Here is a 14,401-nt window from a genome sequence, read left to right as displayed (position 1 = left end):
TGGCGAAGCGGCGACCCTGCAAGCCGCTGCGCGCCCGGCGGGCCGCCGGCGCAAACCGTCGGCCCAGGCGCAACGCGAGGCGGCGGCCCGCGAGATCGAGGCCGTCAGCCACGCACCGGTGGCCATGCAGGTAGCGCACGCGCCGCATGGCACGGCAGAAGACAGCAACAGCGCGCCGCTGCCAGCCGCTTACCCGTACAAAAACCGCATCAAGCGTGCCGATTACGAGCGCCAGAAAGCCGAGCTGCAAGTAGAGCTGCTGAAGGTGCAGAACTGGGTGAAAGAAACCGGCCAGAAAATTGTGGTGATTTTTGAGGGCCGCGACGCAGCAGGCAAGGGCGGTACCATCAAGCGCTTCATGGAGCACCTGAACCCGCGCGGCGCGCGCGTAGTGGCGCTGGAAAAACCCACCGAGCAAGAGCGTGGCCAGTGGTACTTCCAGCGTTATATCCCGCTGCTGCCTACCGCCGGTGAAATGGTGCTGTTTGACCGTAGCTGGTACAACCGCGCCGGTGTCGAGCGCGTGATGGGCTTTTGTACGCCGCAGGAGTACCTGGAATTCATGCGCCAGACCCCGCAGCTGGAGCGCATGCTGGTGAACAGCGGCATCCGCCTGTTCAAGTTCTGGTTCTCGGTAAGCCGCGAAGAGCAGCTGCGCCGCTTTATCTCGCGCCGCGACGACCCGCTCAAGCACTGGAAGCTGTCGCCTATCGATATCCAGTCGCTGGACAAGTGGGACGACTACACCGAAGCCAAGAAGGCGATGTTCTTCCATACCGATACCGCAGATGCGCCGTGGACGGTGATCAAGTCCGACGACAAAAAGCGCGCGCGGCTGAACTGCCTGCGCCACTTCCTGTGGACGTTGCCGTACCCCAACAAGAACACCGCCATCCTGAAGCCGGACGAGCGCATTGTCGGTGCCGCCGCCGAGGTGTTCGAGCCTTCCGAAAAAGATATCAGCAGCTTCTGATACGCCGCCAGGCAGCAAAAAGGTTGGCCGCAGTGCGATTGCGGCCAACCTTTTTTGTTTGCCGGCTATCGCCGGTGGCGGGCTAGCCCCACACCACGCCGCTGATCAGTACTTCTTCCGCCCGCTGCAGGGCGGTGGTGAGGTCGGGCTGGATATTGCGCGGCCCCATTTCTTCGGCCAGGTGGGCGCTGCGTATCATGGCGGTAACTTCGGTACCCGCGCCGCAGATCACCAGCGTGCGGTTTTGCTGCGCCAGGCGCTGGTTCAGTGCCGACAGCGCCAGCAGGCCGCTGGTGTCCAGCAGCACCAGGCGGTGCAGCTGCAGGATGATCACCCGCGCCTCGGGGGCTTCCTGGGCAATCTGCTCTACCGTATCGGCCGCACCAAAAAACAGTGCTCCTTCTACGCGGTAGGCTACGCAGCCCGCAGGTACGTGTTTGCCGGCAATCGAATGGCGCTCGTACAGCACGGCGTGCTCCGGCTTGAGCTGCTGCACGCTGGTACTGGCGGCCATGCGCTTGATAAAAAACACGGCGGCAATCAGCAGGCCGATTTCTACCGCAATGGTCAGGTCAAAGATCACCGTCAGGGCAAAGGTAATGGCCAGCACCGCCGTGTCCTGGCGCGGGAACTGCGCGGCCTTGCGGATATCCCAGTCGCCCATCTTGATGGCTACCGAGATCAGGATGGCCGCCAGCGCTGCCAGCGGAATGTACGCGGCCAACGGTGCCGCCACCAGAATCACCAGCAGCAGCAAGACCGCGTGCACAATGCCCGATACCGGCGTTTGCCCGCCGTTGCTGATATTGGTGGCCGTGCGCGCTATCGCCCCGGTGGCGGGAATGCCGCCAAAGAACGGCACCACCATATTGGCCACGCCCTGGGCGATCAGCTCCTGGTTGGCGTCGTGCTTGTCGCCGGTGAGGCTGTCGGCCACCACCGCGCACAGCAGCGATTCGATCGCGCCCAGCAGGGCAATGGTAAAGGCCGGCGCCAGCAGGTCGGACAGGTGTTCCGGGTCAAAGCTCAGGCCGTGAAAGCCTGGCAGCCCCTGTGGTATGCCGCCGAATTTGCTGCCTATGGTGGCCAGCGGCAGCTCGAACAGTGCCACGGTCAGCGTGGCCAGGATCAGCGCCACAAACGGCCCCGGCAGGGTTTTGCCCAGCCGCTTGGGCCAGAACAGGATCAGCAGCAGCGACGCCATGGAGATGGCCAGCGTCAGCGGGTCGAACTGCGGCAGGGTGATGCGCAGCAAATCCATTACCGCAAAGAAGCCTGCCGGCATCTTGTCGATGGGCAGACCGAAAAAGTCTTTCAGCTGGGTAAGGAAAATCAGCACGGCAATACCGTTGGTAAAGCCGGTAATCAGCGGCATGGGGAAAAACTTGATGACCTGCCCCAGCCGCAGCAAGCCCATGATCACCAGCATCACCCCGGCCATGAAGGTACAGATAATCAGGTTGGCCACACCGTACTTCAGCACAATGCCGTAGATGATGACGATAAACGCTCCGGTAGGCCCGGTAACGCAAAGCCGCGTGCCGCCCAGCACCGAGGCAATAAAGCCGGCAATCACGGCGGTAAAAATCCCCGCCTGCGGCGGCACACCACTGGCGATGGCAAACGCCATGGCCAGCGGCAGGGCCACAATGCCCACCGTCAGCCCGGCCATCAGGTCCTGGCGGAACAGCTGGCGGTTGTAGTGGCGCAGGGTATCCAGCAGGGTGGGGCGCAGCCCCGGCAAGGCGGTGAGCATGGCAGGCAGTCTTGTTCGAGTTGTATTGCCATCAGACTAAGCAATAAACCCTGCCTGTTTCAAGGGTTAAGCGTGCTACAGCAACATGCTGTGCGCCAGCGCAAGGTTGGCCGCAACAGACGCTAGCCGCGAAACATGAAATACACCGTGCCCGCCAGGCAGGTGCCTGCCTGGACATAGTCCCACTTGAACGGCGGGTGCGCGCAGAGCATGGCAAAGGGGATGAGCACCGACAGGCGGATGACTTTCCGGATGATTTTCAGCTGCGACAAGGTAAACATACCGTAGCCGATGCGGTGGGCAGGCAGCTGTAGCCGTGCAGGCAAGTCATTGCTGAGTGAGTGTGTTTTGCAAGTTTTGTTAAGATGGGCATATTCCTTGAGGGTGTCTGCCATCGACCCTCTTTAAACGGTGCGTCAATGGGGATGCGCCAGCCTGCGAAATCACCATGATCACCACTATTCTCATCGTCTTCCTCGTCGTCTACCTTGGCATGATTCTTGGCGGGCTGCCGTTCCTGCAGCTGGACCGTACCGGCGTGGCTCTGCTCGGTGCCATCGCATTGATCAGCATCAACGCGCTGAGCCCGGAACAAGCGGTAGCGGCCATCCATCTGCCTACCGTCATTCTGCTGTTTTCCTTTATGGTGATTTCGGCGCAAATGCGCCTTGGCGGGTTTTACGACTGGATAACCTACAAGCTTGCCGCACTGTCACTGCGCCCGCCGGTATTGCTGGCGGTACTGATCGCCACGGTTGCCGCGCTGTCTGCCGTATTCAGCAATGACATCGTTTGCCTGGCGATTGCGCCGGTACTGGTCGATGCATGCAAGCAACGCAAGCTGGCTCCCGTACCTTTCTTGCTGGCGCTGGCGTGTGCGGCCAACATTGGTTCGGCTGCCACCTTGATTGGTAACCCGCAAAACATGCTGATAGGGCAAACCTTGCGCTTGCCATTTGCAGGCTATTTTCTGGATGCGGCGTTGCCGGTGGGGCTGGGGCTGCTGGCGACCTGGGGGGTAATCGTTTGGCAGCGTGGCGGGCGCTGGCAGGAACAGGAGGCAGTAGCAAGCCATGCAGCAGTACCGGGTGTGCAGCGAGAGGCTGTGCCATTCAACGCCTGGCAAACGGCCAAGGGGCTGGTGATTGCTGCCGCGCTGCTGATTGCCTTTCTTGTGGCACCGTGGCCTGCCGAGCATATGGCGCTTATCGGGGCCGGTATCTTGCTCATGAGCCGCCAGCTGCATTCCCGGCATATGCTGGGCCTGGTGGACTGGGAGCTGCTGGTCTTGTTCATCAGCCTTTTTGTCGTGAACCATGCCCTGCAGCGCACGGGCGTTACTGCCGATGCCATCCAGTACCTTTCATCGCTGGGGATATATCTGGACCAGCCGGGGCCATTATTTGCAGCTACCTTCCTGCTGTCCAACATCGTGTCAAACGTGCCCGCCGTGATGCTGCTGCTGCCAGTGGCGCAGCATGAGATGAGTGGTTTGTTGCTTGCATTGGTCAGCACACTGGCAGGGAACCTGCTCATTGTCGGCAGTATTGCCAACATCATTGTGGTGGATGCGGCTGCCCGCAGAGGGGTCGTTATTGACTGGAAGTGCCACGCCCGCGTGGGTATCCCCGTGACCGTGCTGACACTGGCGGTATCCGCTGTCTATCTGGCAATGCGTTTCTAGTTTTTTATGTGTGAAGCAGTTTTGCGAGCAAGACCAAAATAGGGGGCTGGCTGAGCTGCTGGAATGGCTCGGCCATTACATGCCTGCTCGTGTATTTTAGTGAAAAAGCGCACTGTTTGAATACAGTGCGCTTTTTTTGATGCAAGGAAAATCAGTTTTCGATATTGGTTTTTGCCGGAGCGCCGCTCACTGGGTCAAAGTAAATTTCGACTTTTTTTCCGTCCTTGTTTGTGCCGTAAATTTCGTAGCAATTGCCGGATACTTTGAATTTCTTGATCTTGTAACCATCAGCCGTCAGTTTCTTCTGGAAATCTGCTTCTTTTTGCCATTTGTCTTTGGGTTGGGCTTTGCATTCCGCTCCGGCCATGGCGGCACTGGAGGCAAAAGCGGCAATCATGGCGATGGCGATAAATTTTTTCATGGTTTCAACTCCGTGGTTAATCCTGTGTTTAACAGGTATGGGTGTATTTAAGCAGTTATTCCTTAACGAGACCTTACCGGTATCTGTTTTTGCGCCGAGGTGGGTCAACGGCAGTTCACGAAAACTCAGCGGGGAATACGCACACTGTCTTCGTCGAAATCGCCCTGCGCAGCCCCGTGGTGGCATGCCATGCAGTTGGCCGCGCTGCCGACAGATTTTCGCTTCCAGATGGCAGGGGCAATCTCGTCATGCTGGTGCTGGAACCAGCGCGTATCGGTGATGCGTGGTGGCTCACCCGGTTTGCTGGTCGGGACCGGCTGCCGGTTTTCACTGGATGCCAGCTGCAGGAAGTCGCGGATGGCTTTTTCATCGGCGGCATCCAGTGTGGCGTTGCTGCCGTAGTGCTGCCGTAGCGTATCCATGTGTTTTTTCCAGGCGGCCGGGGGAAGCATTCCCGGTGGATAGGCCATATGGCAACTGCCGCATTCTGCCTGCCACGCAGCCGGGGCTTTCACCCTGGTATGGTTCGGCTGGCGATGGTGGTCACCCTCGTGATCATCATCCGCGTAGAGGCTGCCCGATAGCATCAGCGCCGCCATCATCAGGATTTTTTGCCAGTGATGCATGGTTCACTCCTTATTTCACCGAGAGAATCCAGCTGACAAAGTCCCCTTTTTCCTGGGCTGTACAGCTGCGCTGATAAACGTCGTCACAGTTGCGACGAAACCACTTTTCCACTTTTTTCAGGTCCGTAAAGCGGGTAGGTGTCACCGAGGGTGCGAGGGGGGCCAGTTCCCTGAACGCGGGTGTTTTACCGGGCTGTCTGGGGTCGGCAGTATGGCAGCTGGTGCAGCTCATGGTTTTACCGCTGGCACTGGATTGGCGTGAATAGAGCAGTTTGCCGCGTGCTGCCGAAAACCCGCTAAAGCCCGGGTTTTCTTGTAGGGCCTGCTGTTGGTAATGGCTCAGTAAGGCCGGGTTTGCCTCTGCCGGGAGCGATAGCACGCCCAGTAATACTGAAAAGGAAACAAGAGAAATTCGCATGATGGCTCCTGCGTGGTCGGTACTATCAAGGTAGGCGGCCCGGCTTAAGCCCAAATTAATTGGCCATGCCATAAAGATGGTTAATGCCGGTTTAAGTTTGTCGATGCAGTCTTGAGCTCATACATTTGCCGACAAAGGGCTGTGCCATGAATGCTTTCTCACGTTTTCGCCTTTATCACTGGCTGCTGGCTGCGCTGTTCATACTGGCTTATCTGACGGGCGATGATGCCGGCTTGCTGCATCTCTGGCTGGGATATGGCCTGATGGCGGTTTTGGTCTGGCGGGTATTTGCTTTGCTATTCAATTTGCGGGGTTATCCCGGGCTGCTGCCCAACAGGCACGGCTGGCTGAGCGTTTCTGGCCAAAGCTGGGGAAAAATCCTGATGCTTTGCATGATCGCCTTGATCGGTGCGACTTCCTATACCGGCATTACGATGGTGGATAATGCCCAGGCCATCCAGCAGGGGCTGTCCCGCTTGATACCCGCAGCACAGGCGGATGCGCTGGGCGAGGAGGGCGACAGCACAGGGGGCTTGTCGGGGCATGACAGCGAGGATGTCCATGAATTCTTCGCCAATGCCACGCTTGCCGTCATTGCATTGCATGTGGCGTGGTTGCTGGCCTTTCGTCGCCGCCAGGTCGCCGGCATGCTGGGGATGCGTGACGGAATGTCGGGGGGTGCCAATGGTGCAAGTGATGTATCGCCGAACGGTGATGAAGGCGCGGGCGCACTGGCCGTGGTGTCCATCGAGCCTGTCACTGCCGATGCGATCCGTATCGGCTTGCAGGTGCCTGCGCGCTGGCGCGAGCGGTTTGCCTTCAGGCCAGGCCAGTACCTGACATTACGCCTCCCCCTGCCTGGCGGGCCGGTCTGGCGTTGTTATTCACTATGCGGCCAACCTGGCAGTGGTGTGCTCTCCATCGTGGTCAAACGCACCCGGGCGGGGGGTGGGTCGGCATGGTTGCATGAGCATTTGCGCCTTGGTGACGGTCTTGCCGCATTGCCACCGGCTGGTTGTTTTTATCAGGGTAGCGGTTCCGGCGATATGCTCATGCTGGCTGCCGGTAGTGGCATTACGCCGCTGTACGGCATACTTATCGATGCCTTGCAGCATGGCACCGGGCAGGTAGCGCTGGTGTATGCCAACAAAGACCAGGCGCGTGCCATCTTTCATGATGACCTGCTGCGCTTGCAACAACAGTATCCCCATCGCTTTGCGCTCCGGCTTTATTACTCTGCCGAATCCGGCCGCCTGACCCCGTCACAGCTGGCAGGCCTGTGCCGTCCGGCAGTAGGGCGTCAGGTCTATATCTGCGGCCCGGCCGCGTTCATGCAGCTGGCCAGGCAGTGTGTGCTGGATCTGGGCGCGAACCCGGGCCATGTGCAGGTCGAAAGCTTTACCCTGGCTAGTGATGTGACCGGTTCGGGTTATGCAAGCCAGTTGACCGTTGATCTGGGCGGCCAGTCGCACCAGCTGGAAGTAGCGGCTGGTGAAGTCTTGCTGGACGCCATGCAGCGTCATGGCCTGGCTGCACCCGCCCAGTGCCGGATGGGGGTGTGCGGCACCTGCCGCTGCCGGCTTGAAGCGGGCAAGGTGGGGATGCCTCACCATCCCGCCCTGAGTGACGATGAGGTGGCGACGGGCTGGGTATTGGCATGCCAGGCCTGTGCACAAAGCCAGGCGCTGACAATTCGCTACGGCGGATAGCAGGGTGGCCGGATCAGGCACGCCCCGCTGTCTAGGGGCGGCTTTTTATGGTTCTATATGCAATAACTATAAAATATACCGATTCAGGTTCAATTCATGGCTTATTTTGAACGACGGGCTGCGCGGCGCATCAGCCTGGTCAGCGTGGTGCTGGCGCTGATTTCCGCCCCGATGGCATGGCTGGTGGCTGCCGAGAGTGCAGAGCGCGACATCGTCTTGCTGGCAATGGAGGAGTCCAAGCGCTTTTTGCCGGCTACCGACCATAACGCGCTGATGGGGGAGGCGGCCGCCAGCAGGGCGCGGGTAGCGGCGGAGGGCTTGTCCGGCGGGCTGTTTGACATCGCCGAGATTTATGACGCGCAGGGCCGCAAACTTGCAGAGTCGATGACGGCTACCGGCACGCATATCGAAGATCAGCTGCCCGGCCATGGCAAGCCCGGCTATACGGAGGCTTCTTACGAAAGCGTCAAGCTGAACAACGGTTTGTGGGCGCTGAGGGTTTTTGTACCGATGAAAGAAGCGGGCAGGCAACGCATTGCCGGCTATTTCGAAGGCGTACGGGTTGTCCCTGCCTGGCAGCGGGACAACATCGAATCCGCTGCGATCCGTGTCGCCGGCATGGCGGCGCTGGCAGCGCTGCTGTGTGGCCTGGCCATTTTTCCCATTGTGCTGAAACTCTCCAGGGAAAATGCCAAGAAAGCTTACGAGATTCTCGATTCTCATATTGCGATGATGGAGGCGTTGGGGAGAGCCATTGCAAAACGGGATTCCGATACGGGGGCGCACAATTACCGTGTGGCATGGATTGCAGCAAGAATCGGCGAGGAGTCGGGTTTGTCCGGCGCGGCCATGCAGGCGTTGATTGCCGGCAGCTTTCTGCACGATGTCGGGAAAATCGGTATTCCGGATGCCATACTATTGAAACAGGGCAAGCTGGATGAGGACGAGATGAGCATCATGCGCACGCATGTCGCCCTGGGTGAAGAAATCGTGCATGGCATGGGGTGGCTGGATGGCGCGCATGAGGTGGTGGCGGGCCATCATGAAAAGTGGAATGGCGGCGGGTATCCCCGAGGTCTGGTTGGCGAGGCTATTCCCTTGTCGGCACGCATTTTTGCTGTGGCAGACGTGTTTGACGCGTTGTCGTCAAAACGGCCGTACAAGTCACCTTTCCCGTTCGAGAAAGTGATGGAAATCCTGCAGCAGGAAACGGGGTCGCATTTCGACCCTGTGGTGATGCAGGTTTTTCTCCGTATCGCACAGGAGGTTAATGCCACTTTGAAGGATATCAGCGAGGCTGAAGCGCGGGCATTGCTGACAGACAAGATCAAGCGGCATTTTCTGGGCTAGCCTTCTGTTGCCGGTCCGTCATGGTGCGGTAAGGCCACAGCTGCGCATTGCCGTGCTGCACGGTTCTGCCCGCTAGGTTGTGACATGTAGCCATGCTTGGGAAATGGCATCGTGGTGTCAGTATAGAGCGCATGAAATCCATATCGGTCGTGACCTATAACCTGCACAAGGGTATGTCGCCCTTGGGTGGGCGGGTGCGCCTGCCGCAGATGGCGGCCGCGCTGCAGCAGCAGGGCGCCGACGTGCTGTTTTTGCAGGAAGTGCAGGGCCGTCACGACAGGCGGGCGGCGCGGCATGAAGGTTGGCCGCAGCACAGCTATCTGGCGCAAGCGCTGGCGCACGAGGCCTGCTATGGCATGAATGCGCGCTATGACCACGGCCATCATGGCAATGCCGTGTTGTCGCGCTTTCCGCAGCAGCTGGCGGCCAACCATGACCTGACGGTGAGCCGGCTGGAGCAGCGCGGCTTGCTGCACACTATCATCCAGCCTGCCGGCTGGCCGGTGCCGGTGGCCTGCCTGTGTGGCCACTTCAACCTGCTGGCACACGACCGGCGGCGGCAGTACCGCGTATTGCTGGACTACCTGGCCCGGCACGTGCCGCCGGCCATGCCGCTGATCCTGGCTGGCGATTTCAACGACTGGCGCCGCGAAGCCGACCGCCACCTTTTACAAGAAGCCGGCCTGTACGAGGCGCACGCCAGCGTGCATGGCCACCATGGCCGCAGCTTTCCGGCCCGCTGGCCGCTGCTGGCGCTGGACCGCATCTATGTGCGCGGCCTGGCGGTAGAGCAAGTGGCCGTGTGCCATGGCCAACCCTGGTCCGCACTGTCAGACCACCTGCCTGTGCGCGCCAGCTTGCGTTTGCCCGCCTGCTGATGCCGCTGCCCGGCCTAAGCGTTGCCGGTGTGTAAACGTTTTGCGGCTTTTCATTAAGGATTATGAAGGCGGGCGCAAAAAGCGCCATTTGTTATTGCAAATCATTCCTGTTGTCTCTAACATCGCCGCTCGCTGTACAAGCCAGCCGCGAGCAGCGGCAAGCCAGTCAGTTCCCTTTGTCACCACAAACCGAACCCGTCCATGGCTTTCCGACTCTTTTCGCGCCGCAGCCCCGCTGCGGCCAACCCCGCTGCGGCCAACCCTGCTGGCGGCATTGCGCTGCGTACCCTGTTGCAATGGCACTGGATCAGCTCCGCCATTTGCCTGGGCGGCATGCTGCTGTTTGCCATTACCGGCTTCACGCTGAACCACGCCAGCCAGATCGAAGCCAAACCCGTCATCCACAACCAGCAGTTCCCGCTGCCCAAGGCCCAGGCCGACCGCCTGCAGCTGCTGGCCGAAAGCGAAGCCCCACCGCCCAAGTTGCCGCAAGCAACACAAACCTGGCTCGCCGGGCTGTGCCGCTGCCAGGTAGCCGACGCGGTGCCGGAGTGGTCGGCTGAGGAAGTCTACCTGCCCATGCCGCGCCCCGGTGGCGACGCCTGGCTACGCGTCAGCCTGGCCGAGCAGCTGGTGGAGTACGAAGTCACCGACCGCGGCTGGCTGGCCTATTTCAACGACCTGCACAAGGGCCGCCACACTGGCGATGCCTGGCGCTGGTTCATCGACGCCATCGCCATCGGCAGCGTGCTGTTCTGCGTCACCGGCCTGCTGATTCTGCAAAAACACGCCGGCAACCGCCCGTCTACCTGGCCGCTGTTCGGCCTGGGCCTGTTGCTGCCTGCCCTGATTGCCCTATTCACCATTCATTGAGCCGACATGAACCCGACTCCCTCCACCCCTCGTCGCCGTAGCGGCAAGCGCATGGCGCTGGCCGGCGGTATTGTTGCCGCGCTGGCGGCCGCCGGCTGGTACGGCTGGCAGCACTATCACGCGCAGGAAGACGCGCTGTCGCGTTACCTGATTGCCAGCGTGCAGCAGGGCGATATCGAAGACCTGGTTACCGCCACCGGCAGCCTGCAGCCTAGCGACTACGTAGACGTGGGGGCGCAGGTGTCCGGGCAGCTGGAAAAAATCTACGCCGAAGTCGGCTCGGTGGTGAAAAAGGGTGACCTGCTGGCCGAGATCGACTCCACCGTTTACCGTGCCACTGTCGACGCCCGCCGCGCCGCGCTGAAAAACCTGCAGGCCACCTTGCTGGCGCGCCAGTCCGACCTGCAGCTGGCCGAGCAGCAGCTGCAGCGCCAGCAAAACCTGGCGCGCGACAGCGCCACCAGCGACGACAGCCTGCAACAGGCGCAAGCCAGCCTGCGCAGTGCCCGCGCCCAGGTGGCGTCGGTACAGGCGCAGATCGAGCAGGCCGAGTCCACGCTGCGCGTGGATGAAACCAGCCTCAAGTATTCGCAAATCCTGGCACCGATGGACGGCGTGGTGGTGTCGATCTCGCTGAAGCAGGGCCAGACCATCAACGCCAGCCAGTCGTCGCCCACGCTGCTGCGCATTGCTGACCTGTCCACCATGACCGTACAGACCCAGGTGTCCGAGGCCGACGTTACCCGCCTGCGCCCCGGCATGCCGGTTTACTTCACCACGCTGGGCAGCCGCAACCGCCGTTACCAGGGCGAGCTGCGCAAGGTAGAACCCACCCCCACGGTGAACAACAATGTGGTGCTGTACAACGCACTGTTCGACGTGAAGAACCAGCAGCGTAACCTGCTGCCGCAGATGACGGCGCAGGTGTTCTTCGTGGCTGCCGAAGCGCACGACACGCTGGTGGTGCCGGCCGGTGCGGTGAAGCTGGCGCGCATGGCGCCGGGTAGCCGCCGCGGCCAGCCAGAAGCCTCAGGTGCGGCTGGCGAGGCGCCACGCGGCGAGGCCAGCGCGGGCAAAGGCCAGCTGCCGCAGGCGGGCGCCGCTGTGCCAGGCAAAGAAGGCAAGGCTGCGGCCAACCATCAAGCAGCCAAGCGTCAGGTGCTGCCTGCCAACGCCGCGATGGACGCAGCCGGCATGCTGCCGCCCGCAGGCGAGCGCCCGGCCGGCTTTGGCGGTGCGCCGCTGTCCGACGCCGAGCGCGAAGCGCGGCGCAAACAGTTTGAAAGCATGACGCCGGCGCAGCGCGAAGCCTGGCGTGCGCGCCGCGCCGAGCAGCGCCAGGCGCAGGGCGAGGGCGGCATGCCGCCGGCCGGGGCGCGTGGTGGCGCCGCGCTGCAGGCCGCTGCGGCCAACCCGGGCAAAACGGACAAAGCCGGCAAGGCGGCCAACCCTGCTGCCGACGCGGCCCGCGTCAAGCCGCGCGCGTTGCCGGTGTGGAGCGGCGTCGGCAGCGGCGGCCGACAGCAGCGCGTGCGCGAAGGCACGGTGCGCGTGGTGCTGCCGGATAACAGCATCGTGGAACGCAAGGTAACGGTGGGCATTACCGACCGTGTCAGCTACCAGGTGCTGGGCGGGCTGAAACCGGGCGAGCGCGTGATCGTGGGCGAGAAGGCGCAAGACAAGGAAGCGGCGCGCAAGAACAGCAACCGTAATGCCGACATGGGCCCGCCGGCAGGCATGGGCGCACCGGGCATGGGGGCCGGCCGATGAGCCAGCAGCCAGCCGTACCGCTGATCCAGCTGTCGGCGGTGACCAAATCCTACCGCCAGGGCGAGCTGGAAAGCACCGTGCTGCACGGCATCGACCTGGCCATCCACGAAGGCGAATTCCTTGCCATCGTCGGCGCGTCGGGGTCGGGCAAGTCCACGCTGATGAACATCCTGGGCTGCCTGGACCGCCCCGGTAGCGGCCGCTACCTGTTCCGCGGCCAGGACGTTAGCGGCCTGAACCGTGACGAACTGGCGCGCTTGCGGCGCGAAGAGTTCGGCTTTGTGTTCCAGAGCTACCACCTGATCGCCGCCGGCACGGCGGTGGAAAACGTGGAGATGCCGGCCATGTACGCCGGCGTGCCGCACGCCGAGCGCCGTGCCCGCGCCGTGCAGCTGCTGCGCGAGCTGGGGCTGGAAGAGCGCCTGTACCACCGCCCCAGCCAGCTGTCCGGCGGCCAGCAGCAGCGGGTGTCGATTGCCCGCGCGCTGATGAACGGCGGCCGCATCATCCTGGCCGACGAACCCACCGGTGCGCTGGACAGCAAGAGCGGCGCCGACGTGATGCGGCTGCTGAAAGACCTGTCGCAGCGCGGCCATACCGTGATCCTGATCACCCACGCGGCAGAAGTGGCGGCCCACGCCAGCCGCGTTATCGAAATCCGCGACGGCCATATCCTCAGTGATAGCGGCCGCCACGGCGAGGCTGCGGCCAACTACCAGCCGCCGCTGGTGCACCGCGCCTTCAGCACGCTGGCCGATCTGGCCGAAACCGTGCGCCTGGCGCTGCGCTCGCTGCGCGGCAACCTGTTCCGCGCCGTGCTCACTTTGCTGGGCATCGTCATCGGCGTGGGCTCGGTGATTGCCATGATGGCCATCGGCGACGGCGCCAAGCAGCGCGTGGTGGACAACATCAGCGCCATGGGCAGCAACTTGCTGCTGGTGCGCCCCGGCGGCAGCAACCAGCGCGGTTTCAGCCCGTCCACGCTGGTGCTGGAAGACGTGGCCGCCATCAACAAGCAGGTAGACAACGTGCTGGCAGCGGTGCCGGAACAGCAAAACAGCGTGACGCTGCGTGCCGGCGAAAACGACGTCAGCACCACGCTGATCGCCACCTCGGCCAGCTACCCGCTAGCGCGCAACTGGGCGCTGTCCAGCGGTACCTTCTTTACCGAAGAAGACGACGACAGCTACGCCGGCGTGGCGGTGCTGGGCAAGACCGCGGCGGAAAACCTGTTCCCCGGCAACCCCAGCCCGCTGGGCGAGTTCGTGATGGCCAATAACGTGATGCTGCAGGTGGTGGGCGTGATGAGCCGCAAGGGTGCCTCGCCCAGCGGCATGGACCAGGACGACGTGATCATCGTGCCGTACGCCACCAACAACCTGCGCATCTCGGGCGCGCGCAGCCTGCGCAACGTCAACGTGGCGGTGAAGGATGTGGCGCGTATCGATGAAACCCAGGCCGCCGTGGAGCAGCTGTTGGCCGAGCGCCACGGCAAGGTGGATTTCCAGATCCGCAATATGGCGTCCATCATCGCCACCACCGAAGAAACACAGAACACCATGACGCTGCTGCTGGGCGCCATTGCGGCCATCTCCTTGCTGGTGGGCGGCATCGGGGTGATGAACATCATGCTGGTGTCGGTAACCGAGCGTACCCGCGAAATCGGCATCCGCATGGCTACCGGCGCGCGCGAGCGCAACATCCTGCAGCAGTTTTTGATCGAGGCGCTGGTGGTGTCGGCCATTGGCGGCGCCATCGGCGTGGTGGCCGGCCTGGGCACCGCCTGGCTGATCGCTGCGTTCGATACCCCGGTCAAGATCACCGCCATGCCCATCGTGCTGGCCTTTGGCTGCGCGTTTTCCACCGGCCTGCTGTTCGGTTACCTGCCGGCACGCAAGGCCGCCCAGATGGACCCGGTGGCGGCACTGGCGTCGGATTAGGAG

At 62.1% G+C, this 14,401-nt stretch carries 13 protein-coding genes; 8 read left to right on the top strand and 5 right to left on the bottom strand.

What is annotated here, in order from left to right:
• Positions 1-124 precede the first annotated feature (124 nt).
• Positions 125-973 (top strand): polyphosphate kinase 2, encoded by an 849-nt coding sequence (gene ppk2, locus PQU95_RS12025; protein ID WP_227305276.1) that lies wholly within the window; start codon positions 125-127, stop codon positions 971-973.
• Between the two features lie 82 nt (positions 974-1,055).
• Here the strand turns inward: ppk2 and PQU95_RS12020 are convergent, their stop codons facing one another.
• Positions 1,056-2,729: a SulP family inorganic anion transporter gene (locus PQU95_RS12020; protein WP_272752247.1), complete on the bottom strand. Its 1,674-nt coding sequence runs from the start codon at positions 2,727-2,729 to the stop codon at positions 1,056-1,058.
• Between the two features lie 122 nt (positions 2,730-2,851).
• Positions 2,852-3,124, bottom strand: a complete 273-nt coding sequence (locus tag PQU95_RS12015) for a DMT family protein (protein ID WP_272752246.1) — start codon at positions 3,122-3,124, stop codon at positions 2,852-2,854.
• A gap of 53 nt (positions 3,125-3,177) precedes the next feature.
• Between PQU95_RS12015 and PQU95_RS12010 the strand changes: the two genes are divergently transcribed.
• Positions 3,178-4,413 (top strand): anion transporter, encoded by a 1,236-nt coding sequence (locus PQU95_RS12010; protein WP_272752245.1) that lies wholly within the window; start codon positions 3,178-3,180, stop codon positions 4,411-4,413.
• Positions 4,414-4,564: 151 nt separating this feature from the next.
• Here the strand turns inward: PQU95_RS12010 and PQU95_RS12005 are convergent, their stop codons facing one another.
• The 3 genes from PQU95_RS12005 to PQU95_RS11995 all read right to left on the bottom strand — a co-directional run bounded on the left by PQU95_RS12005 (position 4,565) and on the right by PQU95_RS11995 (position 5,878).
• Complete coding sequence (locus PQU95_RS12005; protein ID WP_272752244.1) at positions 4,565-4,834, bottom strand: PepSY domain-containing protein; 270 nt, start codon at positions 4,832-4,834, stop codon at positions 4,565-4,567.
• Between the two features lie 125 nt (positions 4,835-4,959).
• Positions 4,960-5,460, bottom strand: coding sequence for a diheme cytochrome c (locus PQU95_RS12000; protein ID WP_272752243.1), 501 nt, complete (start codon positions 5,458-5,460; stop codon positions 4,960-4,962).
• A gap of 10 nt (positions 5,461-5,470) precedes the next feature.
• Positions 5,471-5,878, bottom strand: a complete 408-nt coding sequence (locus PQU95_RS11995) for a DUF1924 domain-containing protein (RefSeq protein ID WP_272752242.1) — start codon at positions 5,876-5,878, stop codon at positions 5,471-5,473.
• Positions 5,879-6,024: 146 nt separating this feature from the next.
• Here PQU95_RS11995 and PQU95_RS11990 point away from each other — a divergent pair, with 146 nt between their 5' ends.
• From PQU95_RS11990 to PQU95_RS11965, 6 genes are all read left to right on the top strand, one after another.
• Positions 6,025-7,587 carry a 2Fe-2S iron-sulfur cluster-binding protein gene (locus PQU95_RS11990; protein ID WP_272752241.1) on the top strand — a complete coding sequence of 521 codons (1,563 nt, stop codon included), beginning with the start codon at positions 6,025-6,027 and terminating at the stop codon, positions 7,585-7,587.
• A 96-nt stretch (positions 7,588-7,683) separates the two neighbouring features.
• Positions 7,684-8,937, top strand: coding sequence for an HD-GYP domain-containing protein (locus PQU95_RS11985; protein WP_272752240.1), 1,254 nt, complete (start codon positions 7,684-7,686; stop codon positions 8,935-8,937).
• 131 nt (positions 8,938-9,068) lie between these two features.
• Positions 9,069-9,815: an endonuclease/exonuclease/phosphatase family protein gene (locus tag PQU95_RS11980; protein ID WP_272752239.1), complete on the top strand. Its 747-nt coding sequence runs from the start codon at positions 9,069-9,071 to the stop codon at positions 9,813-9,815.
• 201 nt (positions 9,816-10,016) lie between these two features.
• Positions 10,017-10,688, top strand: coding sequence for a PepSY-associated TM helix domain-containing protein (locus PQU95_RS11975; RefSeq protein WP_272752238.1), 672 nt, complete (start codon positions 10,017-10,019; stop codon positions 10,686-10,688).
• A 6-nt stretch (positions 10,689-10,694) separates the two neighbouring features.
• A complete protein-coding gene (locus tag PQU95_RS11970) occupies positions 10,695-12,458 on the top strand; it encodes an efflux RND transporter periplasmic adaptor subunit (protein ID WP_272752237.1) in 1,764 nt (587 codons plus the stop codon).
• Positions 12,455-14,398, top strand: a complete 1,944-nt coding sequence (locus PQU95_RS11965) for a MacB family efflux pump subunit (RefSeq protein WP_272752236.1) — start codon at positions 12,455-12,457, stop codon at positions 14,396-14,398. The genes PQU95_RS11970 and PQU95_RS11965 overlap by 4 nt, the downstream gene beginning before the upstream one ends.
• The last annotated feature ends 3 nt before the right edge of the window (positions 14,399-14,401 follow it).

It is taken from the genome of Vogesella aquatica (genome assembly GCF_028548455.1).
GTDB classification, from domain to species: Bacteria; Pseudomonadota; Gammaproteobacteria; order Burkholderiales; family Chromobacteriaceae; genus Vogesella; species Vogesella aquatica.
This window is presented reverse-complemented; position numbering and strand designations above follow the sequence as displayed.

What these genes read in the sequence shown, in the direction of transcription:
- ppk2 (WP_227305276.1), top strand. Translation starts at nt 125, where the DNA reads ATGCAGGTAGCGCACGCGCCGCATGGCACGGCAGAAGACAGCAACAGC.
- PQU95_RS12020 (WP_272752247.1), bottom strand. Translation starts at nt 2,729, where the DNA reads ATGCTCACCGCCTTGCCGGGGCTGCGCCCCACCCTGCTGGATACCCTG.
- PQU95_RS12015 (WP_272752246.1), bottom strand. Translation starts at nt 3,124, where the DNA reads ATGGCAGACACCCTCAAGGAATATGCCCATCTTAACAAAACTTGCAAA.
- PQU95_RS12010 (WP_272752245.1), top strand. Translation starts at nt 3,178, where the DNA reads ATGATCACCACTATTCTCATCGTCTTCCTCGTCGTCTACCTTGGCATG.
- PQU95_RS12005 (WP_272752244.1), bottom strand. Translation starts at nt 4,834, where the DNA reads ATGAAAAAATTTATCGCCATCGCCATGATTGCCGCTTTTGCCTCCAGT.
- PQU95_RS12000 (WP_272752243.1), bottom strand. Translation starts at nt 5,460, where the DNA reads ATGCATCACTGGCAAAAAATCCTGATGATGGCGGCGCTGATGCTATCG.
- PQU95_RS11995 (WP_272752242.1), bottom strand. Translation starts at nt 5,878, where the DNA reads ATGCGAATTTCTCTTGTTTCCTTTTCAGTATTACTGGGCGTGCTATCG.
- PQU95_RS11990 (WP_272752241.1), top strand. Translation starts at nt 6,025, where the DNA reads ATGAATGCTTTCTCACGTTTTCGCCTTTATCACTGGCTGCTGGCTGCG.
- PQU95_RS11985 (WP_272752240.1), top strand. Translation starts at nt 7,684, where the DNA reads ATGGCTTATTTTGAACGACGGGCTGCGCGGCGCATCAGCCTGGTCAGC.
- PQU95_RS11980 (WP_272752239.1), top strand. Translation starts at nt 9,069, where the DNA reads ATGAAATCCATATCGGTCGTGACCTATAACCTGCACAAGGGTATGTCG.
- PQU95_RS11975 (WP_272752238.1), top strand. Translation starts at nt 10,017, where the DNA reads ATGGCTTTCCGACTCTTTTCGCGCCGCAGCCCCGCTGCGGCCAACCCC.
- PQU95_RS11970 (WP_272752237.1), top strand. Translation starts at nt 10,695, where the DNA reads ATGAACCCGACTCCCTCCACCCCTCGTCGCCGTAGCGGCAAGCGCATG.
- PQU95_RS11965 (WP_272752236.1), top strand. Translation starts at nt 12,455, where the DNA reads ATGAGCCAGCAGCCAGCCGTACCGCTGATCCAGCTGTCGGCGGTGACC.